Origin of the sequence: Paenibacillus donghaensis (genome assembly GCF_002192415.1) — a bacterium.
GTDB lineage: Bacteria > Bacillota > Bacilli > Paenibacillales > Paenibacillaceae > Paenibacillus_AQ > Paenibacillus_AQ donghaensis.
The window spans coordinates 5216268-5238124 of the sequence record NZ_CP021780.1 but is presented as its reverse complement, the minus strand read 5'-3'; the positions used below and the strand labels follow the sequence as shown (position 1 = coordinate 5238124).

At 52.3% G+C, this 21857-nt stretch carries 22 protein-coding genes; all 22 read left to right on the top strand.

Features of this window, described 5'->3' with window-relative positions; all coding sequences use genetic code 11:
- Positions 1 to 272: 272 nt before the first annotated feature.
- The 22 genes from B9T62_RS24020 to B9T62_RS23910 all read left to right on the top strand — a co-directional run bounded on the left by B9T62_RS24020 (position 273) and on the right by B9T62_RS23910 (position 21805).
- A complete protein-coding gene (locus B9T62_RS24020) occupies positions 273 to 632 on the top strand; it encodes a histidine triad nucleotide-binding protein (protein WP_087917597.1) in 360 nt (119 codons plus the stop codon).
- 138 nt (positions 633 to 770) lie between these two features.
- Positions 771 to 944 (top strand): 30S ribosomal protein S21, encoded by a 174-nt coding sequence (rpsU, locus tag B9T62_RS24015; RefSeq protein WP_036657994.1) that lies wholly within the window; start codon positions 771 to 773, stop codon positions 942 to 944.
- Positions 945 to 959: 15 nt separating this feature from the next.
- Complete coding sequence (locus B9T62_RS24010) at positions 960 to 1403, top strand: GatB/YqeY domain-containing protein (protein ID WP_087917596.1); 444 nt, start codon at positions 960 to 962, stop codon at positions 1401 to 1403.
- A gap of 1126 nt (positions 1404 to 2529) precedes the next feature.
- Positions 2530 to 2823, top strand: a complete 294-nt coding sequence (gene yqfC, locus B9T62_RS24000) for a sporulation protein YqfC (RefSeq protein ID WP_087917594.1) — start codon at positions 2530 to 2532, stop codon at positions 2821 to 2823.
- On the top strand, positions 2820 to 4010 hold the full coding sequence (gene yqfD / locus B9T62_RS23995; protein ID WP_087917593.1) for a sporulation protein YqfD: 1191 nt from the start codon (positions 2820 to 2822) through the stop codon (positions 4008 to 4010). The genes yqfC and yqfD overlap by 4 nt, the downstream gene beginning before the upstream one ends.
- A gap of 6 nt (positions 4011 to 4016) precedes the next feature.
- A complete protein-coding gene (locus B9T62_RS23990; RefSeq protein ID WP_087917592.1) occupies positions 4017 to 4988 on the top strand; it encodes a PhoH family protein in 972 nt (323 codons plus the stop codon).
- Between the two features lie 14 nt (positions 4989 to 5002).
- Positions 5003 to 7258 (top strand): HD family phosphohydrolase, encoded by a 2256-nt coding sequence (locus B9T62_RS23985; RefSeq protein ID WP_087917591.1) that lies wholly within the window; start codon positions 5003 to 5005, stop codon positions 7256 to 7258.
- A complete protein-coding gene (ybeY, locus tag B9T62_RS23980; RefSeq protein ID WP_087917590.1) occupies positions 7255 to 7752 on the top strand; it encodes an rRNA maturation RNase YbeY in 498 nt (165 codons plus the stop codon). The genes B9T62_RS23985 and ybeY overlap by 4 nt, the downstream gene beginning before the upstream one ends.
- A complete protein-coding gene (locus tag B9T62_RS23975; RefSeq protein ID WP_087917589.1) occupies positions 7752 to 8147 on the top strand; it encodes a diacylglycerol kinase family protein in 396 nt (131 codons plus the stop codon). Before ybeY ends, B9T62_RS23975 begins: the two co-directional genes overlap by 1 nt.
- An 859-nt stretch (positions 8148 to 9006) precedes the next feature.
- Positions 9007 to 9426 carry a cytidine deaminase gene (cdd, locus tag B9T62_RS23970; RefSeq protein WP_087917588.1) on the top strand — a complete coding sequence of 140 codons (420 nt, stop codon included), beginning with the start codon at positions 9007 to 9009 and terminating at the stop codon, positions 9424 to 9426.
- A gap of 590 nt (positions 9427 to 10016) precedes the next feature.
- Positions 10017 to 10910, top strand: coding sequence for a GTPase Era (era, locus tag B9T62_RS23965; protein ID WP_087917587.1), 894 nt, complete (start codon positions 10017 to 10019; stop codon positions 10908 to 10910).
- A gap of 107 nt (positions 10911 to 11017) precedes the next feature.
- Positions 11018 to 11158: a YqzL family protein gene (locus B9T62_RS40880; protein WP_087917586.1), complete on the top strand. Its 141-nt coding sequence runs from the start codon at positions 11018 to 11020 to the stop codon at positions 11156 to 11158.
- A 36-nt stretch (positions 11159 to 11194) separates the two neighbouring features.
- Entirely contained in the window at positions 11195 to 11950 is a 756-nt protein-coding gene (recO, locus tag B9T62_RS23955) for a DNA repair protein RecO (RefSeq protein WP_087917585.1), read from the top strand.
- A gap of 38 nt (positions 11951 to 11988) precedes the next feature.
- Positions 11989 to 12216, top strand: coding sequence for a hypothetical protein (locus B9T62_RS23950; protein WP_087917584.1), 228 nt, complete (start codon positions 11989 to 11991; stop codon positions 12214 to 12216).
- A gap of 172 nt (positions 12217 to 12388) precedes the next feature.
- The gene (gene glyQ / locus B9T62_RS23945) at positions 12389 to 13276 is read left to right on the top strand and encodes a glycine--tRNA ligase subunit alpha (protein WP_087917583.1); all 888 of its coding nucleotides are present in this window, start codon (positions 12389 to 12391) and stop codon (positions 13274 to 13276) included.
- The gene (gene glyS / locus B9T62_RS23940) at positions 13269 to 15344 is read left to right on the top strand and encodes a glycine--tRNA ligase subunit beta (RefSeq protein ID WP_087917582.1); all 2076 of its coding nucleotides are present in this window, start codon (positions 13269 to 13271) and stop codon (positions 15342 to 15344) included. Before glyQ ends, glyS begins: the two co-directional genes overlap by 8 nt.
- Positions 15345 to 15515: 171 nt before the next feature.
- A complete protein-coding gene (locus B9T62_RS23935; RefSeq protein ID WP_245864025.1) occupies positions 15516 to 15998 on the top strand; it encodes a YaiI/YqxD family protein in 483 nt (160 codons plus the stop codon).
- Between the two features lie 24 nt (positions 15999 to 16022).
- Entirely contained in the window at positions 16023 to 17858 is a 1836-nt protein-coding gene (gene dnaG / locus B9T62_RS23930; protein ID WP_425436599.1) for a DNA primase, read from the top strand.
- A 41-nt stretch (positions 17859 to 17899) separates the two neighbouring features.
- Positions 17900 to 19033, top strand: coding sequence for an RNA polymerase sigma factor RpoD (gene rpoD, locus B9T62_RS23925; RefSeq protein ID WP_087917580.1), 1134 nt, complete (start codon positions 17900 to 17902; stop codon positions 19031 to 19033).
- 80 nt (positions 19034 to 19113) lie between these two features.
- The gene (locus B9T62_RS23920) at positions 19114 to 19938 is read left to right on the top strand and encodes a hypothetical protein (RefSeq protein WP_087917579.1); all 825 of its coding nucleotides are present in this window, start codon (positions 19114 to 19116) and stop codon (positions 19936 to 19938) included.
- The gene (locus tag B9T62_RS23915; RefSeq protein ID WP_087917578.1) at positions 19935 to 20714 is read left to right on the top strand and encodes a tRNA (adenine(22)-N(1))-methyltransferase; all 780 of its coding nucleotides are present in this window, start codon (positions 19935 to 19937) and stop codon (positions 20712 to 20714) included. The genes B9T62_RS23920 and B9T62_RS23915 overlap by 4 nt, the downstream gene beginning before the upstream one ends.
- The gene (locus tag B9T62_RS23910) at positions 20690 to 21805 is read left to right on the top strand and encodes a Nif3-like dinuclear metal center hexameric protein (RefSeq protein ID WP_087917577.1); all 1116 of its coding nucleotides are present in this window, start codon (positions 20690 to 20692) and stop codon (positions 21803 to 21805) included. Before B9T62_RS23915 ends, B9T62_RS23910 begins: the two co-directional genes overlap by 25 nt.
- The last annotated feature ends 52 nt before the right edge of the window (positions 21806 to 21857 follow it).

Below are 21857 nucleotides of genomic sequence, written 5' to 3'. Positions count from 1 at the left end.
CTAAGCCGACATCATTTAGAAACACCTCGGTGGACGTATGACCAGGAGCAATGATCCTAATCATACGTCCGCCGCCGAATCAGCTTTATGAGCTGACAAGGGTGTTTCTCTTTTTTTTGTCTTTTTTTAGGTTGTGGCTGTGATTATCCTGTTACCTCAGCAGCAGCTGCGCTTCGCTTTTGTTCTTCTGCGTTATCCTGTATGATTAGATGCAGAGTTCTACCTGTCCGCTTGTCTGGACAACCCGTGAATGTGAATAAGGAGGCAGCTATATGGAGACTGTATTCAGCAAAATTATCGAAGGGACCATTCCGTCCCGCAAAGTTTTTGAGAATGAGCGGATTCTCGCCTTTTACGACATTGAGCCTGCTGCGCCAGTGCATGTTCTGATTATTCCGAAGAAATATATCGCCTCCATGAATGAGGTTGCGCCCGAGGATCTGCCGTTGATTGCCGAGATTCACAGCGTTGCTAAGCAGATTGCGAAGGATCTAGGGGTGGCCGAGTCCGGGTACCGGCTGATCAACAACTGTGGTCCCGACAGCGGACAAGCCGTACCTCATCTGCATTATCATCTGCTTGGCGGAGGCAAGTTAGGAGCACTTACCGGCAATTCCTCCTCGCATGCTTAAGAGAAATCGGTTATAATAAGATATCTTGTCCGAAAAAGAATAACACGAAGGTTGACACTTTATTTCTGTTTGACCTATAATGTAATTTGATAAACCGTGTTATGCTCTTGGACGGTATGGTCGGAGGGAGGGGAAACTGTGTCTGAAACGAAAGTTCGCAAAAACGAGACTATTGATGCTGCACTTCGTCGCTTTAAACGTTCCATCGCAAAAGATGGTGTCTTGGCTGAGGTGAAGAAACGCAAGCATTATGAAAAGCCGAGTGTTAAGAAAAAGCTGAAGTCTGAGGCTGCTCGTAAGAGAAAGTTTTAGGAGGATTACCCACGCATGAATCTTAGCGAACGATTGAACGAAGATATGAAGCAAGCGATGAAGAGTAAGGACAAGTTCACACTCTCCACCATTCGAATGGTTCGTTCTACAATAAAGTATCTTGAAATAGATTTGAAGAGAACATTAGACGACAGCGAAGTGCTTGATATCCTTGGTCGTGAAATCAAACAGCGCAAAGATTCCCTCCAAGAATTTGAATCAGCGGGTCGCGACGAGCTTGCCGCGAGTACGAAGGCAGAAATCGAGATTATTCTGAAGTATCTTCCCGAACAGCTTTCCGAGGATGAAATTAAAGAGATTGTACAACAGACCATCCAGGAAATTGGTGCTTCTTCAAAAAGCGAAATGGGCAAGGTGATGAGCGCGCTGATGCCTAAGGTCAAAGGCCGCGCTGACGGTAAACTCGTGAACCAAGCGGTTCTGCAATTTCTGCAATAATATAGCGCTAACACCCCTTTTATAAGGGGTGTTTTTCTTTATATAATCATGGAGTGCTACAATAGCAGAGGGGAACGTTAAATTAAATCCTGCAGCGGCTTATTCAGTTTATGCGTACGCCGGATAGACTGAAATAAAGGATATATCCCATAAATTTAGCGTATTGAGCCAGATGTAACTGAAAATAAGGGAAATATCCCATAATTTCCTCGTGTCGAGCCATATCTGATAGAAAATAAGGGAAATATCCCTTATCCTTGTAAATTATCGGCATACACCCCCTTCTGAGCCCCCACCGCTCGTCCAGCCCACGTAGCACGGCCAAGTCAACCAACATGCCAGCCTCATCCAGTCCCTCAAATGCACACACTAGGTTCAACGGAGCCTAATCAGCCAACATGCACTTAGTGCATCCAGCATACCCGTCACCCACCCGCCTCTGATCCACTCCACTCGGCATACCACGATTGCACCTAACGTACTCGCTGATCCAACACATACATCCAACACATCAAGAGCCTACTGAGCCAACACTCACTATTTCGTCCAGCCGCCTTATCGTGCCCAACTAGTCACAAAAAAATAGTGTGTGATATTCCCTGACAGCTAGATTTCTACAGTTGCAGTGATTCTGTCACAGTGGTGCCTGAGCCTCAGATAGCAGGCAAAAAATATCATTACGCGCGGCAGCAAACGAAAATCGAAGCTGCGCAGACTGAGCTGCGAAGTGGGGCCGGAGCCTGAGGCTAGCGGCCGTGTTTCTGTTCGCCTAGTGAGGCCTCCCGGCCGCGGTCCCATCAGCTGATGAAACTCCTGGCCGAACTACGCCCTGCGCCTCATAGGGCTACTCCAGGAAGCCGACGGTGAGTAGGCCCCTGGAGTAGCCGCAGCATTCACTTGTTCGAATTCCGGCTGCGGCGCAGCCCTCCCGCCCCGTGTAACGGCTCTGAATCCGGGCTGGCTATAATCAGCTCAAGGCGAATGAACTGCGCTCACAGCGAGCAGCCGCAGCACGGCCTGATCGTGACCAAGTTGCTGGGTCTGCTCCATTCCCGGCTTCTGTGGTTCTGTCTCTATCCGCCGCCGCATAGGGTGTATAGAAGGCAGGAAGGGGGAACGTCTACTTATGACCCGTATTGGCCGCAGGCTGCGGGGATGGACAAACGGTGTGCTGGATCTTCCGCAGGATCTGCTGCAGGATCTGCCCCGGATCACCCTGATCGGCAATAAGGAGCTATATATTGAGAATCATCGCGGGGTATTGCATTTTTCCTCTGAGCTGCTTAGGCTTGGCCTTGCTAATGGCTTCCTTGAAATTAAGGGGGAACAGCTAAGCATCCGCAACATCGTCGGACAGGAGCTGTCGGTGTCAGGCAGGATCGGAGAGATCAGATACATAGAAAGCGGGGAGAAGTTATGAAGGAGCCGCCTCTGTCATCGCTGCGGGGGTTCGTTACCCTGCGGGTAACGGGTGAGCAGGTGGAAGGATTCATTAATGCTCTTACAGCAGCGGATATCAGGGTCTGGGATGTGAAGCCTGTGGGCGGCGGCGCCTCCCTGAAGCTGCTGCTGGAGGAATTCCCTGCGCTTCGGCCGCTGCTGAGGAAGACAGGCTGCCGCATGCATGTCACCGGAAGGGCCGGTCTGCCTTTTGTGTGGGCCAGGCTCTGGAAGCGCAAAATGTTTACCCTCGGCCTGCTGCTATTCGGAGTGATCCTGTTTCTGCTGTCCACACTGGTGTGGAATATTAAGGTGGTTGGCAACGAACGGATCGCTACCGAGGATATTCTGAACGCAGCGAGGCAGGAAGGGGTGTATCCTTATCAGTGGATCTGGCGCCTGGATGACCCGGACAAGCTTACCCGGGATCTGTCTACCCGTCTGCCGGGCACATCGTGGATCGGACTGCAGCGCAACGGGACGAGCATTACCATTCAGGTCGTGGAGGCCGAGGAGCCGGAGAAGAAACCTCTGCTAAGCCCGCGCCATCTGATCAGCAGGACCGATGCGGTGGTGACCGAGATCTATGCCGAGCAAGGCAGACCGGTCACCGCCCGGAATTCACGTGTCAAAAAAGGGGACGTGCTCATATCGGGCGTGCTGGGCGACGAGGAGAACGTGGAGTATGTAGTTGCCAAAGGCGAGGTGAAGGGCCTCGTATGGCATGAATACAATATCGAGGTGCCGCTGAAGACTTCGGTGCGCACGTATACAGGTGAACGCAAGGACCGCACCTATCTTGTACTCGGCAATTGGGCGATTCAGCTGTGGGGCTACGGCGAAGCGGGTTTCGTGGAGTCACGCACCCTGACCGAGCAGGACCCGCTGCGTTGGCGTTCGCTGGAGCTGCCACTCGGAATGATGACCGAGAAGGAGCTGGAGGTCACTGAGACAGCTGGGGCGCTGTCGCCGGAAGCTGCACGGCAAGAGGGGATCCTGCGGGCGCAGAACGATATTTTGGCTCGATACGGCACAGATAGTGTGGTTAAAAGTCAAAAAATTTTGCATGAGAAGAAAGAGAATGGTAAAGTTTATATGAAAGTGCTGTTTGAAGTGGAAGAAAGAATTGCGGAAGAACTTCCGATAGTAAACAACCGAGGAGAATGAGGCTACTTGTCAGAACAGACTGCAAGCATTCGTATATCTTTGCAAGATGCGGGAGAAGCGCAATCGTTGTTCGGCCCGCAGGACATATTCCTAAAAATCATAGAGCATGAGATTCCGGCCGCCGTCAACTCCCGAGAAGCGGAGATCAACATCCGCGGCGCACAGCGCGAAGTGGATATGCTGGAACAATTATTTAATGTGCTGCTGTCCCTGGTACGGGGCGGTTACATACTCAGTGAACGTGATGTAATGTACGCTGTAGAGCTGGCTAAGGACTTTCGCGCCGACCAGTTGCTTGACCTGTTCAAGGGCGAGATTACCAACACCTTCCGCGGCAAACCGATCCGCGTGAAGACGATTGGACAGAAGCATTATGTGACAATGATCAACAAGCGTGATATTGTATTCGGAATCGGCCCTGCCGGTACCGGCAAAACCTACCTAGCGGTGGTGCTTGCCGTTAAGGCACTTAAGGAAGGCAGTGTAAAGCGCATTCTGCTGACGCGGCCTGCCGTGGAAGCCGGGGAGAGCCTGGGGTTTCTTCCGGGAGACCTGCAGGAGAAGGTAGACCCTTACCTGCGGCCGCTGTATGATGCGTTATACGACGTGATGGGACCTGATCAGGTAGCCAAGGCGCTGGAGCGCGGACTTATTGAGATTGCACCACTTGCTTATATGCGCGGACGGACGCTGGATGATTCCTTTATCATTCTCGATGAAGCCCAGAACACCACACCGGCACAGATGAAAATGTTCCTCACACGGCTCGGATTCGGCTCCAAGATGGTGATTACAGGCGACGTTACACAGATCGATCTGCCGCGTGGCAAGAAATCAGGTCTGATTGAAGCTCATGCGATTTTATCAAGCATAGAGGAGCTTGGATTTGTGCATTTCACGGAACAGGATGTAGTCCGGCATTCCCTGGTTCAGAAAATTATCGTTGCCTACGACCGATCTGCCGAAAACCTCGAATAAAGGGGATTGTCTTCATGGCCTCAAAGCAACCAACTAAATTAAACGGATTTGTATACAGCAGCAGCGGATGGAAGTATAGCGTGGCAACGCGCTATGCTCTTTTCCTGTTGCTCGGGATAGTATTCTACTTCAGTTTGTCTTCCGATCTGCTGCCCAAACGGTATGACATTAAAGAGGGTACGCAAAGCGCGAAGGAAATTACAGCTCCCAAGCAAATTCTCGACACCAAAGCAAAGCTGAAAGCCCAGGAAGAGGCAGCCGAGAAGGTACAGCCGAAGTATCAGTTCATATCCATGCGCAGTGAGAATCTAATCACCTCCTTGCTCGACCGCATCGACGGTCTTAATCAGGATGATTCCATTTCACAAAGCGAAAAAACCGCAATCTACCGGGATGTAATCCCCCAGAGAGCCAATGACTTTATTTATAGCTTCATCTCCTCCAGCCGGAACAGTGGCATCTACTCGGAGCATCTGCTGGATGAAATGCAATCGATCATTAAAGAACAGACCTACAGTATTCCGGAGGAGACCTTCATCAAGATGCCGCGTCTGACCTCTGAGGATATTATTGAAATGAAGCCGGTTGCCCGTGAAATTGTAACCCGGTTAATGATTGACCAGAATGCCGATGCCCAGACCGCACGTGCCAAGGTGGCCGAACAGGTAAGTATCAGCTCCCTGAGCCAGCGGACTGCCCGGGAGGTTGTGCAGGAGCTGGTGCGGCTCGTGGTTACAAGCAACAAGTTCTATGACGAGGATGCTACCAAGGAAGCCAAGGTGCAGGCCCGCGAGAATACGCCTGATATATTCATAGAGCAGGGAGAGGTGCTGGTCGCCAAAGGCGAGAAAATCACACCTGATCTCTATGCGCTGCTGGACGAGAATGGTCTGCTGAGCAAGGAAGTGAACTACTGGCCTCAACTGGGGCTGCTGCTCCTGTCTGCCATGCTCTCGGGTGGCCTGCTGATGTTTATCCGTTATTCCGGCGGTGCCTCCAGCTTCAAGTACAATAATTCCCAGCTGCTGATGCTGGTGCTTGTCTTTGCCATTACCATTATTTCTATTCGCCTGGCCGCGTTTATTCAGAGCGATGCCCGGCCTTATCTCGGATACCTGGCACCTGTAGCGATTGGCGCGATGCTGGTAACGATGCTGCTGGATGTTACCTTGGCTTATTTCTGCTCCATCCTGTTCAGCATTCTGGCCAGCATCATGCTCAATCTGCAGCAGGACAGCATTTTTGATTTCAATTTCGGCTTCTATGCTCTTGTGGTTTCCTATGTTGCGATCTTTACCACACACCGGGCGGGGCAGCGTTCCACCTTGCTCAAGGGCGGCATTATGGTATCGCTGTTTGGCTGCCTTAACGTTTTTATGCTGATTCTGCTAAGCGGGGATGAATGGAAAGAGGTTGGCACTTTATACGCAGTAGGGTTCGCGTTTGCTAGTGGTCTGCTGACCGCAGTGCTGGTCATTGGGTTGATGCCGTTTTTTGAAGCTACATTTGGGATTCTGTCTGCGCTTAAGCTGGTCGAGTTATCCAATCCGAACCACCCGCTGCTGCGCAAGCTGCTGACCGAAACACCAGGCACTTATCACCACAGTGTCATGGTGGGCAATCTGTCTGAGGCGGCTGCCGAGGCAATTGGCGCGGATGGGCTGCTGTGCCGCGTAGGCTCCTATTATCATGATATCGGCAAGACCAAGCGGCCGTTTTATTTCATTGAGAACCAGAACAATATGGAGAATCCGCATGATTCTATCGAACCGATGCTCAGCAAATCGATCATTGTCGCCCATGCCCGCGACGGGGTAGAGATGCAGAAGGATTATAAGCTGCCCAAGCCGATCCGCGACATCGCCGAGCAGCATCACGGGACCACCTTTTTGCATTATTTTTACCATAAGGCGTTGAAGCTTGCTGAGGAAAAAGGCGTGGAGCCGGACTTCACTGAAGAGGATTTCCGTTATCCCGGCCCCAAAGCGCAATCCAAGGAATCGGCTGTGGTCGGCATCGCCGACAGTGTGGAAGCAGCGGTGCGCTCTCTGCGCAAGCCTACGGTAGTACAGGTGGAGACGATGATTGAGAAGATTATCAAAAGCCGCCTGGATGACCATCAGTTCGATGAATGTGATCTGACGATTAAGGAACTGGACACCATTTCCAGAACACTGAAAGAAACGGTTATGGGCATCTTTCATTCACGGATTGAATACCCGGAGGATGTGAAGAAACCCAAAAAAGAGGAAGGGGCCATTAACCTATGAGCCTGGAGATTGTTTGGAGCAACGAGCAGGAAGAATTTGAAATTACAGACCATCTCATAGCGCTGCTGGAGGAGATTCTGCAACATGCAGGCCAAGCCGAAGGCATCACGAAGGGCGAGGTTGATCTTACTTTTGTCGACAACGAACGTATTCATGAATTGAACCGCGAATACCGGGGCATCGATCGTCCGACGGACGTGTTGTCCTTCGCTATGCATGAGACGGGAGAAGACGAACCGGAAATTATCTATGAACTGGAGGACGGCACCGGGCCGGAGGAGGTTCCAGACGTGCTCGGAGACATTATTATTTCCGTTGCCCGTGCTAAGGAGCAGGCGCTGGATTACGGACATTCCTTGGAGCGGGAGCTGGGTTTCCTGTTTGTGCACGGTTTTCTGCATCTGCTGGGTTATGATCATCAGGATGACCTTGCAGAGGCCGAGATGATGTCCAAGCAGGAGGCTGTCCTTGCCCAGGTAGGGCTGACCCGCTGATGGTCAAGAATACCGCTGCCGGCCACAAAAAATTCTGGCATTCCTTCCGGTTTGCCGCGCATGGCATTGCCAGCGCCTTCCGGTCCGAGCTGAATATGAAGGTGCACAGCTGCTTTGCGGTGGTGGTGCTTGTGGCCGCAGCCGTGTTCCATCTGCCTCCTTCGCGCTGGATGCTGCTGCTGCTGGCCATCACACTTGTACTGGCCACCGAGCTGCTTAATACCGCTATTGAAGCTACGATCGATCTGGTCTCACCGGAGATTCATCCCTTGGCCAAAATCGCCAAAGATACCGCCGCAGGAGCTGTACTGCTGACTGCGGTGTTTGCCGTGATAACGGGAATTTATGTGTTTTATGTTCCGGTGATAGACTGGATCAGCGGATTTATGTCATAATCAGTTTACAACTTCAGCTGATGGAGAGGCGGGAGGGCGCCCAGTTGCCACTCCGCCCTCTTTAGATTCTGCAGTTATTGAGACTAGGAAGCCTGATAAGGGTAAGCTATAGGTAGCGTTCGGAGTAAATAGCTGCGAAACTGCAACTAAATTCAGCATAATCTTGAGCCATCGGGCAAATAAGTGCTAATCTGCAACTAATCTTGAGTAAATCAGGCTTATTACGCTCAGAGGCCTAAAATAGATGATTTTTTGCATTGATTCCCTCCAAAACGGAAAATAACCGCCAATTAGATGCAGATTCGGTTACTACTTAGGCCTTGGCGAGGATTAGAATATTACTACGGAACGTCCAACGCAAATAGATGCAAAAGTGCAACTAATTTCAGCTGAACCTCTCTCAGAAGGCGATTAAGTGCGATAGTGCAACTAATTTCAAGTAAATCAAGCCTTTTACGCGCAAACGTCAAAATTAAGTGCCTTTTTGCAACTATTCGCTCTAAAACGTAAAAAATCGGGAAATTAGATGCACTTTTGCATTTAATTTAATGGCTTGCTCTGACTTAGGAAACCACTGCGAAGTTAAATCTTCTGTATTCTCGTTCTACGCTTTCGAAGTAAGTTTTTTCGAAGCGAATCTGGAAGTATATGCTCAAAAACTAAGTGTATGCTTCCGAAGTAAGTTTTTTCGAAGCGAATCTGGAAGTATATGCTCAAAAACTAAGTGTATGCTTCCGAAGTGAGTTTTTTCGAAGCGAATCTGGAAGTATATGCTCAAAAACTAAGTGTATGCTTCCGAAGTGAGTTTTTTCGAAGCGAATCTGGAAGTATATGCTCAAAAACTTTTAGGAGGTCAACAATGGATTCTGCACTGCTCATGCAAGAAGCGATTAAAGCCCGCGCCAGAGCTTATATTCCCTATTCCCGTTTCGGAGTAGGTGCAGCCCTGCTGGACCTGGATGGACATGTCCATCATGGCTGCAATGTGGAGAATGCGGCTTACGGCCCAACTAACTGCGCGGAGCGTACCGCATTGTTTCGTGCTATCGCTGATGGTCATAAAGCAGGTTCTTTCCAGGCTATCGCTGTGATTGCTGATACAGACGGACCGGTGTCTCCATGTGGCGTCTGCCGTCAGGTCATGATTGAACTCTGTGCGCCAGATATGAAGGTTATCCTTGGCAATATGAAGGGTGACATGGTCGAAACTACCGTTCGTGACCTGCTGCCAGGCGCTTTTGGCCCAGCGGATCTGGAGCAAGGACAAGCCCCTGAGTAACATCACGACGTAAGCGCCGCGGCGAAGCCGCCAGTCGACGCCGAGCACACAGTCGCACCAAAACGTTCGCAGTCACTGCGCCGCCAGAGAGTAACATCCGGACGTAAGCGCCGCGGCGCAGCCGCCAGTCGACGCCGAGCACACAGTCGCACCAAAACGTTCGCAGCCGCTGCGCCGCCAGAGAGTAACATCACGACGTAAGCGCCGCGGCGCAGCCGCCAGTCGACGCCGAGCACACAGTCGCACCAAAACGTTCGCAGCCGCTGCGCCGCCAGAGAGTAACATCACGACGTAAGCGCCGCGGCGAAGCCGCCAGTCGACGCCGAGCAGCATAGTCACACCAAATCCGCACGCAGTCACTGCACCGCCAGCCGGTGAGAGCTACTGCGAGCCGGCACTCCCCAGCGGCGTTCAAGCGTGTTCCCGCAGGGGACGAAAGCGATCCTTGCACCCTGCCTCCTCCAATCCCGCCGAACGTTGCAGGCACGCCATTTCCGGGTGTCCAGAGGGCCGGGGCCCTTTGGGGTCCCCCTTGGCTAAGGGGGATTTAGGGGGATCGAAAGACCACTCGAAAGGAAGATCAAGATCATATGAAATTCAAATCAGGTTTCGTCGCCATTATCGGCAGACCCAACGTAGGCAAATCGACGCTGATGAACCAGGTGATTGGCCAAAAGATCGCCATCATGTCAGACAAGCCACAGACCACAAGAAACAAAATTCATGGAGTGTACACTACCAATGACTCACAAATTGTGTTCCTGGACACGCCGGGTATTCATAAAAGACAGTCCAAGCTGGGCGATTATATGAATCAAACGGCGCTGAGCACGCTTGGCGAAGTGGAGGCGGTCCTGTTCCTCGTGGACGCTGCCGAAGGTATGGGCGGAGGCGACCGTTACATCGCCGAGCAACTGAACGGCTTGAAGACCCCGGTCATTCTGGTGCTTAACAAAATCGACCGCATCGAGCCGGAAGCCCTGTTGCCGCTGATGGCGGAGTACCGCAAGCTGCATGATTTTGCCGAGATCGTACCGATTTCCGCCAAGGTAGGCAGCAATGTGGACACGCTGCTTGCGCAGGTTGCCAAATTTTTGCCGGAAGGTCCGCAATATTATCCGGCGGATCAGATTACAGACCATCCGGAGCAGTTTGTCTGCGCCGAGCTCATCCGCGAGAAGATTCTGCATATGACCCGCGAAGAGGTGCCGCACTCCATTGCCGTTGCGATTGAAGACATGCGCGTGGAGTCTAATGGCGTGGTGCATGTGTCCGCTGTGATTTTTGTAGAGCGTGATTCCCAGAAAGGGATCATTATCGGCAAGCAGGGGGCGCTGCTGAAGGAAGTGGGCAAGCGGGCGCGTACAGATATCGAGAACCTGCTGGGCTCGAAGATTTTTCTGGAGCTTTGGGTAAAAGTGAAAAAAGACTGGCGCAACCAGGACCGCGTACTGCGGGATTTAGGCTTCCACAAGGACCTTTAAACACCGCGGCTAAGCTCCCTTGGCAGGAATTGCAAGGATAGAACCCGGCTCAGCGCACATCCTATTTCGGAAAGGACATCGTGTTTCCGAAGAAAGGATGAATACGAATGCGGAATTTTTCGTGGAAGTATTTTGCAATGACTGGAGATGTCGATGCTTATCTGCTGTATAAGGAAGCCGGCTTTCCGTCTGAGGAGAGCGTTCTGCCAGTGGAGGAAGAGAAGGCCTGTGATGAAGAAGCGTTCTAAGGACTGGTTGCTGGCCGAGTGGTTGGGGGAAGAAGCATGCTACACAGGGTGGAAGGGATCGTCATCCGCAGCATGGACTACGGCGAGGGGAACGCGATCATTACGCTTTGCACCGAAAACGCCGGCAAGGTAGGGGTTCTGGTGCGGGGTGCCAAAAAAGTGAAAAGCCGCCATGCTGCCCTGATCCAGCTGTTCACCGTCGGAGATTTTGTATTTTTCAGAAATAACGGAGGGCTGGGCACGCTGAATGCCGGCGAGATTACGAAGTCCCACCATCCGCTGCGTGAAGATTTAATCAAGGCGGCTTACGCTTCCTATGCCTGCGAGCTGCTTGACCGCGTGCTGCATGACGACGAAACTGGGAGCTTCTGGTTCCGCCAGCTGTCAGCCTGTCTGGACGCGATCGAGGAAGGGAAGGAACCCGGCGTCATTATTAATGTCTATGAGATGAAGGTTCTGCAGGCGGCCGGTTACGGTCCGCAGCTGGATGAATGTGTCGTATGCGGCCTGGAGAAGCCTGATGATCAGCTGCGCGTAAGCGCGCGTCTGGGAGGTGTGCTGTGCCGCAGCTGTAGACACAACGATCCTCCGGCATTGGAGATTTCCGCCCGTGCGCTCAAGCTGCTGCGCCTGTTCGCCAGAATGGATCTGACCCGGCTGGGCAACGTGGATGTGAAGGCGAGCAGCCAAGTAGAGCTGAAGCAGACGATGCGCGCGCTGATGGATGAGCAGCTGGGGCTGAAGCTGAAATCGCAGAATTTCCTTGATCAGCTGGATAAATACAATATTTGACGAATGACGGGTTTTCAGTTACTATGGATAGAGTTTCAATGTGTATATGTGGTACCGCCGTTCTCCTGCTCGGAGAGGCGTACGAAGATCGGGAAAGTAATGGACTGGATTGTGCCATCAGCGAGCCGGGGGCAGTGGGAGCCTGGCGGGACAGTGTTCATGAACAGGGCACCCGGGAGTACGAAGCGGCGCTGGAAAAGTGGATTGGGTCAGCACTCAGCACGGCAAGCATGAATAGCCGGAAGCAGAAGCTGCCAATCAAGTAGGGTGGAACCGCGGGAGAATAAGTTGAAGCTCTCGTCCCTATGTCTGTTCATCAGGCATGGGGGCGGGAGCTTTTTTGGTCTGTTATGGGGGACTGGAAATCAGTTCACTACAGGATCTTAGAGCACTGCCGCCTCCAGCACACCAAATTTGTGAAGTGAAGGAGTCGGTAGTATGAATTTTCAGCAGATGATCTTGACGCTGCAGCAGTTCTGGGCTGCCCAGAATTGTATTATCGTTCAGCCGTATGACACGGAGAAGGGTGCCGGAACCATGAACCCGATGACGTTCCTGCGTTCGCTGGGGCCAGAGCCGTGGAAGGTTGCTTACGTGGAGCCTTCCCGCCGTCCTTCCGACGGCCGGTATGGCGAGAACCCGAACCGCCTGTACCAGCATCACCAGTTTCAGGTAATCATCAAGCCGTCGCCGGACAATATCCAGGAAATTTACCTGGATAGCCTGAAGGCGCTGGGCGTGAACCCGCTGCTGCATGATATCCGGTTCGTAGAGGATAACTGGGAGAATCCTTCGCTGGGCTGTGCAGGTCTGGGCTGGGAAGTCTGGCTGGACGGGATGGAGATTACGCAGTTTACCTATTTCCAGCAGGTTGGCGGCATCGAAGCCAGTCCGGTTGCGGTTGAGATTACCTACGGTATGGAACGGCTGGCCTCCTACATTCAGGAGAAGGAGAATGTGTTCGACCTGGAGTGGGTAAATGGCATTACCTATGGTGATGTGTTCCATCAGCCGGAGGTGGAGCATTCCACCTATACCTTCGAAGTTTCGGATGTCCAGATGCTGTTCACGCTGTTCGGCACTTATGAAGAAGAAGCTCGCAAAGCAATGGAGAAACACCTTGTATTCCCTGCTTATGATTATGTGCTGAAATGCTCGCATACCTTCAACCTGCTGGATGCGCGCGGCGCCATCAGCGTGACCGAACGGACCGGGTTCATCACCAGGGTGCGCAACCTGGCCCGCACGGTGGCGGCCACATATCTGGAGGAACGCGAGAAGCTGGGCTTCCCGCTGCTGAAGAAAGAAGGTGCTGAGCGTGAGTAGAGATATTTTGTTCGAAATCGGTCTTGAGGAAATTCCGGCCCGCTTTATCCGGGCAGCGATGGAGCAGCTGCAAGAGCGCACCGTCAAATGGCTGGATGGCGCGCGGATAGCGCATGAGGAAGTTACTGCTTACGCTACACCGCGCAGACTGGCTGTATATGTGAAGGCTGCCGCCGAGAAACAGGAGGATGTCAGCGAAGAAGTTAAGGGTCCTTCCCGCAAAATCGCACTCGATGCAGCCGGGGAATGGAGCAAGGCTGCGCTTGGCTTTGCCCGCAGTCAGGGCGTGGAACCGGAGCAATTTACCTTCAAGGAACTGGCCGGAGTAGAGTATATCTACGCTACCCGCAGCAGTGCGGGAGTAGAGACAGCTGCGCTGCTGCCGGAAGCGCTCAGCGGAATCGTCAGCGCGATGACTTTTCCGAAGAATATGCGCTGGGGCGCTTACGAATTCAAATTTGTCCGTCCGATCCGCTGGATGGTAGCCTTGTTCGGACAGGAGATCATGAACCTTGAGATCGCAGGGGTGAAGGCTGGCAATGTCAGCCGTGGACACCGTTTCCTCGGAACTGAGACTGTAATAACAGAGCCGGCGCAGTACGTAGAGAGCATGCGCTCGCAGCATGTGCTTGTGGATGTGCAGGAGCGCCAGGAGCTGATCCTGAACCAGATCAACAAGCTGGCGGAAGAGAAGAGCTGGACGATTGCCATCAAGGAGGATCTGTTGGAGGAAGTTCTGTTCCTGGTTGAAACACCAACCGTGTTATTCGGTACTTTTGACGAGGCCTTCCTGAATATCCCTCAGGAAGTACTGATTACGTCCATGCGCGAGCATCAGCGGTATTTCCCGGTATTTGACGCCGCAGGCGTATTGCTGCCGTTCTTCGTCACCGTGCGCAACGGGAATGCCGTATCGCTGGATGTGATTGCCAAAGGGAATGAGAAGGTGCTCCGTGCCCGTCTGTCGGATGCGAAATTCTTCTATGAAGAAGACCAGAAGCTGCAGATCAGTGATGCGCTCGCCAAGCTGGAGACCATTGTCTATCAGGAAGAACTGGGCAGTGTCGGTGACAAGGTCCGCCGTATCCGCCGCATTGCCGATATCTTGGCTGCCAAGCTGCAGACAGAAGATCAAGTAGCTGCTGAAGTCAGCCGCACGGCTGATATCTGCAAGTTCGATCTGGTGACCCAAATGGTTGGAGAATTTCCTGAGCTGCAGGGTACGATGGGTGAGGATTATGCCCGCAAGGCCGGTGAATCGGAGCAGGTTGCCCAAGCGGTGTTTGAGCATTATCAGCCGCGATTTGCCGGTGATCTGACCCCGTCTACAGAAGCTGGTGCCATTGTCAGCATCGCTGACAAGATCGATACCATTGTAGGATGCTTCTCCATAGGGATTATTCCTACAGGCTCGCAGGACCCTTACGCGCTGCGCCGCCAGGCCGCCGGTATTGTGCAGATTGTACTGGATCGCCAGTGGGCACTTTCGTTGTCGGAGATTTTTGCAGCTGCGCTGGAGGTCCATGGAAATTCGCCGAGAGCGAAACATTCCGGGGATGAATTGCGTATAACCCTTAACGAGTTCTTCGGCCTGCGCGTGAAACGGCTGTTATCCGACAAGGTTCGCTATGATGTTGTGGATGCAGTCACTGCCTCAGGCTTTGATGATATCGTAGCTGTTGTCGGCCGAAGCGAGGCCTTGATGGCTGCTGTGAACGGCAAGGCTGATTTCAAAATCACCGTAGATTCACTCACCCGGGTAAGCAATCTGGCTGCCAAAGCCACGGCCCAAGCTATCGACCCTGCCTTGCTCAAGGAAGCGGCAGAAGTGGAGCTGTATGCGACTTGGCAGAAGTTGCATGCCCCTTATATGGAAGCCCTGGCTTCAAGAGACGCGGAAACGGCTCTGAGCGTGTTGTCCGGATTGAAAGATGATGTGACCGGATTCTTCGATTCCGTTATGGTTATGGCGGAAGACGAGCAGGTGCGGGCTAACCGGCTGGCGCTGCTGGCGGGAATCGACCGTGATTCCAAGGCTTTTGCCGATTTTGGCAAGCTTGTGTGGTAGCAAAGCAAGGCACAGATCGCTTTTTACGTAACTTTATGGTATAGATTGTTGGTTTAGGGTATAAATATACGGAACGGTGCCAATGCCTTAGTTGACATCCGTTCCGTATTTATGCTTTAGAAAGAAGGAATTCTAAGCAGACAAGGCGTATATATATTAAACGGGAAACTGGTGAGGATTATTGTTAAATCCAAAGGGTTAACCATTGTAGTCGATGGGGATGCTTGTCCGGTCAAAAAAGAGATTGCTGCCGTTGCCCGCAAGTTCGGCATTCCGGTGCTGCTGGTTTCTTCGTATGACCATGCCCTGCAAGCAGAAGAAGGAGTAAGTGTGGTGCAGGTGGAGCGCGGTGCGGACAGTGCCGATCTCTACATTGCCAATCATGTCTCCGCAGGCGATCTGGTGATTACCCAGGATTACGGCCTGGCTGCCCTGGCGCTTGGCAAACGCTGCAGCGTGCTCTCCTTCCGCGGTCTGGAATATGATAATTCCAACATGGATCTCATGCTGGAGGGCAGACATGCGAGGGCGGTTGAACGCAGACGCGGGAAGTATTCCAAGGGACCCAAGCCGATCACTGCAGAGGAGAAAATATTTTTTCAACATAAACTGACAAAAGTTTTAGCACTTTTGCAGGAGAATGTAGAGCGTTAGCGAATATTATTTATTTGTTAAGAGATGAAGGTGGTTGCATTGGCTAGCGGACAGGGAAATATTCCGGAAGAGGTTATCGAAAGCGTGCTGGCGCGTCATGATATTGTCGATACCGTCGGTAAAGTTGTCCAGTTGTCCAAGCAGGGGAAATATTTATGGGGCCTCTGCCCGTTTCATTCGGAGAAAACCCCTTCCTTCACCGTTACCCCCGACAGGGGGGTCTTTCATTGTTTTGGCTGCGGCATGGGAGGAAATGCCATCAAGTTCAGAATGGAAACCGAAGGGTTGTCCTTTCCCGAAGCAGTCCGAATTATGGCAGAAGAAAGTGATATTCCTGTACCTGAGGGTAAAGGAGGTCTGATGTCTCCCCCGGACCCGGAGCGGGACCGGCTGATCCAGGCATATGAATGGTCTGCAAAGTTCTATCATTACTTGCTGAAGAATACGGAACACGGCACAGCCGCAATGGAGTATTTAAGAGCCCGGAATTTCAGCGACAAGATGATTGACCAATTTCAGATCGGTTATGCCCCGGACCGATGGGACACACTGGTCCAATTTCTGGAGAAGCGGAACTTCGATCCGGCAGAGATGGAGAAGGGCGGACTGCTGTCCGCCAGAGGCGAAGGCAAAGGGTATGTGGACCGTTTCCGCGGCCGGGTGATCTTTCCGATTGCGAACCGCACCGGCAAGGTGATTGCTTTTGCCGGCAGAATTCTAGGGGAAGGCCAGCCGAAATATCTGAATTCCCCAGAGAGCCGTCTGTTCAACAAAAGCCGTATTCTGTACAACCTGCACCAATCCAAAGCATCCATCCGCAAAACGCGGCAAATCGTCTTATTCGAAGGCTACGGGGATGTCATTTCGGCTTGGGAGGCAGGCGTGCATAACGGTGTGGCTACGATGGGGACTTCACTGACAGACGGGCATGTGGGTCTGATGAAGAGTTTGGCCGATGAGATCGTGCTTGCATATGACGGTGATAAAGCGGGACAAGCTGCGGCCGTCAAGGCCATTCCGATGCTGGAGGAGCATGGTCTGAAGGTCAAGGTTGCGCTGCTGCCAAGCGGTCTGGACCCTGATGATTTTATCTCCAAGCATGGCGCAGACCGTTTCATGGAGCAGGTAATGAGCTCCGCCGTCTCATCCATAAAATTTAAGCTTATATATCTGAAAAAAAACCATATACTCCTAGAGGAAGACGGCAAAATTGCCTATGTCAAGGAGGCGCTGGAGGTTATTGCCACCCTGCATTCCTCAACGGAAAGAGAGGTTTATCTGCGGGAAATTGCCACCGAGCTGGAGCTGTCCTATGACAGCCTGAAGCAGGATTGCAATCTGCTGCGGGCCTCGCTGCAAAAAAACATCCCCGAAGGGGATAATAACGACAAAAGGTGGAATAATGGTAGGCATAAAAAAGGGCAAGTGCAGACACCTGTTTTGCTGCCTGCTTATCATGCTGCGGAGCGCCGATTACTGTCCCTGATGATCCAGGACCCGGAAGCGGCCACCTATGTAAATGACCGTCTCGGAGAAGAATTCAACATCGATGATCATGCGGCAATTGCTGCTTATCTATATGCCTATTACGCGCAAGGCAAACCACCCGGCATCAGCCGGTTCTTATCATCGCTGCAGGATGACCGCCTGGAGAAGACGGCAACCTCAATCTCCATGATGGATACCCCTCCGGACTGGAGTACGCAGGTGCTGGATGATTGTATTCGGGAAGTGCGGAGATATCCAATGCAGCGCAAGATGGACCAGAAGCGTGAAGAAATGATTCAGGCCGAAAAGTCAGGTGACTTTTTGCGTGCGGCACAAATAGCAAGTGAGATTATAACCCTAGAGAGACAATGAGAACACTTGCAGGATGTATCTAGGGAGGAGGGAGTCGAATTATGGCGAACGATCAGCACACTGAACTGGAAGCAGAATTTACTCTGGACCAGGTTAAGGATCAGCTTATTGAGCAAGGCAAGAAAAGATCATCATTGAACTACAAAGATATTATGGAGAAATTGTCGCCGTTTGATCAAGACCCCGAGCAGATGGAGGAGTTCTACGAGCAACTGAGCGATCTGGGCATTGAGGTTGTGAACGAGAATGATGAGGAGGTCACGACTCTCCGGCCAAGCGAGGACAACGAGAACAACGAGAATGAGGAGTTCAGCTTCGACGATGATCTGTCACTTCCGCCAGGAATCAAGATCAATGACCCTGTCCGTATGTATCTGAAGGAGATTGGCCGTGTTCCGCTGCTGTCTGCAGACGATGAGGTAGAGCTGGCCATGCGGATTAAGAACGGTGATGAGGAAGCTAAACGCAGACTTGCGGAAGCGAACTTGCGGCTCGTGGTAAGTATCGCCAAACGTTATGTCGGACGCGGCATGCTGTTCCTGGACCTGATTCAGGAAGGCAATATGGGTTTGATCAAGGCGGTTGAGAAATTTGACCATAATAAAGGGTTCAAATTCAGTACGTATGCTACTTGGTGGATTCGCCAGGCGATTACTCGTGCAATTGCCGACCAGGCGCGCACGATCCGTATCCCGGTTCATATGGTGGAGACGATCAACAAGCTGATTCGTGTCTCCCGCCAATTGCTGCAGGAGCTTGGACGTGAGCCGTCGCCGGAGGAAATTGCAGCCGAGATGGAGCTTACAGTAGAGAAGGTTCGGGAGATCATGAAGATTGCCCAGGAGCCGGTATCGCTGGAGACCCCTATCGGTGAAGAGGATGATTCCCATCTGGGAGATTTCATTGAGGATCAGGAGGCGCTGGCGCCTGCGGATGCAGCGGCTTATGAGCTGCTGAAGGAACAGCTGGAGGACGTGCTGGACACACTCACAGAACGCGAAGAGAACGTGCTCAGACTGCGCTTCGGTCTGGATGACGGCCGGACAAGAACACTGGAGGAAGTAGGCAAGGTCTTCGGCGTTACGCGCGAGCGTATCCGCCAGATCGAGGCCAAGGCTCTCCGCAAGCTCCGTCACCCAAGCCGCAGCAAGCGGCTTAAGGATTTCCTTGAATAATATTACTTGATTAAGACCTTCTGCTGCACAGTGGCAGGAGGTTCTTTGCCGTTTGACAGGCCTGGAAAGAGGGATGACTGTTGAATTTGGAGAAACGCGACATTATCTTAAGAGAAATTCAATATTGGAGAAAGAGCAAGCTGCTCCCGGAGCAGTATTGTGACTTCTTAACCAACCTGTATGACGATGAGGCAGCAACTCCGGATGACAATCCGATTTCACTGCGTAATCTGCAGCAGGGAAGCGTTAAAGTCTGGCTGTTTGGTTTTGGAATAATTTCCTTGATTTTCTTGATTAGTCTTTATTTTAGCGTTTTTCCCTGGCCTTTGCAACTTGCAACAGCCCTGTCTGTCTTAATTGTCTGTTACGGATATTCGGCAGTATACCGTGACAGGTATAAGGTGATCAGCCTGATGCTGGCAGGAATAGGCAGTGTGCTGACGCTTGCGTTCGGACTATGGCTGATCGAGCTGCATCAGCTGGACCCTTACTTCTGGAGGCCGATCCTGATTGCTGCCTGCGGCTTGCTGTGGTGTCTGCTCGGATTCATGATGCGGATCGGGGTGCTGCATTATTGCGGGTTTGCGTTCTGGGGGCTGCTCTATGCCGGATTCTTCAACGGCAAACGTCCGGAAGCTTCAATTCTGGAGCTGGAACTGCTCTGGCTGCCGATTTGTATCCTGATGGTTTGGCTAAGCTGGCTGGTATATCACCGGGTAAACGGCATTTCCGGTGTTTATTTTGCCGTAGGTGTATCGCTGTGGGTTATGCCTGAGCTGGACGCGCTGCTGCTGAGGGAAGCTTACCCGCAGTGGGTATCCTTAATCTTGTTGCTCAAAATCGCGGCAGGTCTTGCCCTGCTGTTTGTGTTCCGAAAAAAATGGATAACGTGGGTGTCATCATGAACAAATTCAAACTATCAAAAAGACTCCAGCTTGTGCTGGAGCAAATCCCCTATGGCAGCCGTCTGGCCGATATCGGCTCTGACCATGCGCTGCTGCCTGTAGCTGCCGTGGAGAGCGGGAGAGCGGTTGCGGCCATAGCGGGTGAAGTGAATCGGGGTCCTTACGAAGCAGCGCTCAGAGGTGTGGCGGAAGCTGGACGGGGAAATGTCATCTCCGTGCGCCATGGCAACGGGCTTGAAGTCGTGCAGCCGGGCGAAGTGGATTGCATCGCCATCGCTGGCATGGGTGGTGCGCTGATTGCCTCCATTCTGGAGGATGGACGGCGTGCAGGCAAGCTTGCGGGCGTAACAACCTTGGCGCTTCAGCCTAATGTTGGCGAAGATATCCTGCGCCGCTGGCTGCTGGGCAATGGCTGGCTGCTGGTTGCCGAGCATATCCTCGAGGAGGACGGCAAGATCTATGAGATTCTGACGGCTGTGCCTGAGCAGCAGGCTTCGGAAGCGACAAATGACAGTCTATACGCCGAACGTATTCTTGAAGGCGGACAGGTGCTATGCAGCCGGGATACCCTGCTTCAGATGGGCCCTTGGCTGCTGCAGGCGCCAAATTCGGTGTTTATGGAGAAGTGGCAGGGTGAAATCCGCAAGCTGGAAGGCATCTTGTCTTCGTTGTCGCGTTCAGAGCTGGAAGCGGCAGAGCTTAAGCGGGTGGAGATCAAGGCCCAGATTAAGCAAATCGCGGAGGTGCTGGAATGCTTGCCAAAGGACAAACCGTAATTCAATATATGGAGCAGCTGGCTCCCAAACATCTGGCGGAGGAATGGGACAAGGTCGGGCTGCAGTTGGGCAGTCTGAACAAGGAAATCACCGGTGTGCTGGTAGCGCTGGATGTGAACGATGAAGTGGTGGAGGAGGCGATAGGCCTTGGCTGCAACCTGATTATCGCTCATCATGCGATTATTTTCCGGCCGCTGCAGAGCATTCAGACAGACACGCCAATGGGAAAAATGTACGAAAAGCTGATCAAGAATGAGATAGCGGTCTACATTAGCCATACCAATCTGGATATTGCAGATGGCGGGATGAATGATTGGATGGCAGAAGTGCTCGGCATTGAGAATGGGATTCCGTTCCAGGATGTCCATCATGAGCGCTTATCCAAGCTGGTTGTTTATGTGCCCAAGACTCATCATCAACAGGTGCTGGACGCGATCCTGAATGCCGGGGCAGGTCATATCGGTAATTACAGCCACTGCAGCTTCAATACGGAGGGGTACGGAACATTCCTGCCAGGTGAGGGCACAGAGCCGCATACCGGCAAGCCGGGCAAGCTGGAACGGGCTGAAGAGGTGCGTATCGAGACTGTTGTTCCGCAGGGTGTCCGCAGCAAAGTGGTGCAGGCGATGATTAAGGCGCATCCTTATGAAGAGGTGGCTTATGATCTGTATGCCCTGGATCTGAAGGGGCGCAGCCTGGGACTTGGAAGAATAGGCAGGCTGAAGGAGCCGGTTACGCTGGGGCAGTTCATTGAGACTGTCAAAAGCGGTCTGGAGGTCGACAATGTCCGCGTAGTAGGGGATCTGGACCAACCGATCCGCAAGGCGGCGGTAATGGGCGGTTCGGGTAGTAAATATTATAGCCAGGCTGTGTTCCGGGGGGCGGATGTGCTGGTTACCGGTGATATTGATTACCATACGGCCCAGGACGCGAAGCTGGCAGGCATCGCGCTGATTGATCCCGGTCACAACGCCGAGAAAATTATGAAAGCTCGAGTACAGCAGTGGATGAGCAGCAAGCTGGCTGCACATAAGTATGAGACGGGTGTATATGCTTCTCAGGTGAATACGGAAATATTCAAGTTCATCTAAGTAATTTCCATTTATTAACGCTTGTGCGGCTTGGCTGATACCTGTATACTAT

Bases quoted from the DNA above. Each gene is read 5' to 3' on its own strand.
- B9T62_RS24020 (WP_087917597.1), top strand. From the start codon at position 273: ATGGAGACTGTATTCAGCAAAATTATCGAAGGGACCATTCCGTCCCGC.
- B9T62_RS24010 (WP_087917596.1), top strand. From the start codon at position 960: ATGAATCTTAGCGAACGATTGAACGAAGATATGAAGCAAGCGATGAAG.
- yqfC (WP_087917594.1), top strand. From the start codon at position 2,530: ATGACCCGTATTGGCCGCAGGCTGCGGGGATGGACAAACGGTGTGCTG.
- yqfD (WP_087917593.1), top strand. From the start codon at position 2,820: ATGAAGGAGCCGCCTCTGTCATCGCTGCGGGGGTTCGTTACCCTGCGG.
- B9T62_RS23985 (WP_087917591.1), top strand. From the start codon at position 5,003: ATGGCCTCAAAGCAACCAACTAAATTAAACGGATTTGTATACAGCAGC.
- ybeY (WP_087917590.1), top strand. From the start codon at position 7,255: ATGAGCCTGGAGATTGTTTGGAGCAACGAGCAGGAAGAATTTGAAATT.
- B9T62_RS23975 (WP_087917589.1), top strand. From the start codon at position 7,752: ATGGTCAAGAATACCGCTGCCGGCCACAAAAAATTCTGGCATTCCTTC.
- cdd (WP_087917588.1), top strand. From the start codon at position 9,007: ATGGATTCTGCACTGCTCATGCAAGAAGCGATTAAAGCCCGCGCCAGA.
- era (WP_087917587.1), top strand. From the start codon at position 10,017: ATGAAATTCAAATCAGGTTTCGTCGCCATTATCGGCAGACCCAACGTA.
- B9T62_RS40880 (WP_087917586.1), top strand. From the start codon at position 11,018: ATGCGGAATTTTTCGTGGAAGTATTTTGCAATGACTGGAGATGTCGAT.
- recO (WP_087917585.1), top strand. From the start codon at position 11,195: ATGCTACACAGGGTGGAAGGGATCGTCATCCGCAGCATGGACTACGGC.
- B9T62_RS23950 (WP_087917584.1), top strand. From the start codon at position 11,989: ATGTGTATATGTGGTACCGCCGTTCTCCTGCTCGGAGAGGCGTACGAA.
- glyQ (WP_087917583.1), top strand. From the start codon at position 12,389: ATGAATTTTCAGCAGATGATCTTGACGCTGCAGCAGTTCTGGGCTGCC.
- dnaG (WP_425436599.1), top strand. From the start codon at position 16,023: ATGAAGGTGGTTGCATTGGCTAGCGGACAGGGAAATATTCCGGAAGAG.
- rpoD (WP_087917580.1), top strand. From the start codon at position 17,900: ATGGCGAACGATCAGCACACTGAACTGGAAGCAGAATTTACTCTGGAC.
- B9T62_RS23915 (WP_087917578.1), top strand. From the start codon at position 19,935: ATGAACAAATTCAAACTATCAAAAAGACTCCAGCTTGTGCTGGAGCAA.
- B9T62_RS23910 (WP_087917577.1), top strand. From the start codon at position 20,690: ATGCTTGCCAAAGGACAAACCGTAATTCAATATATGGAGCAGCTGGCT.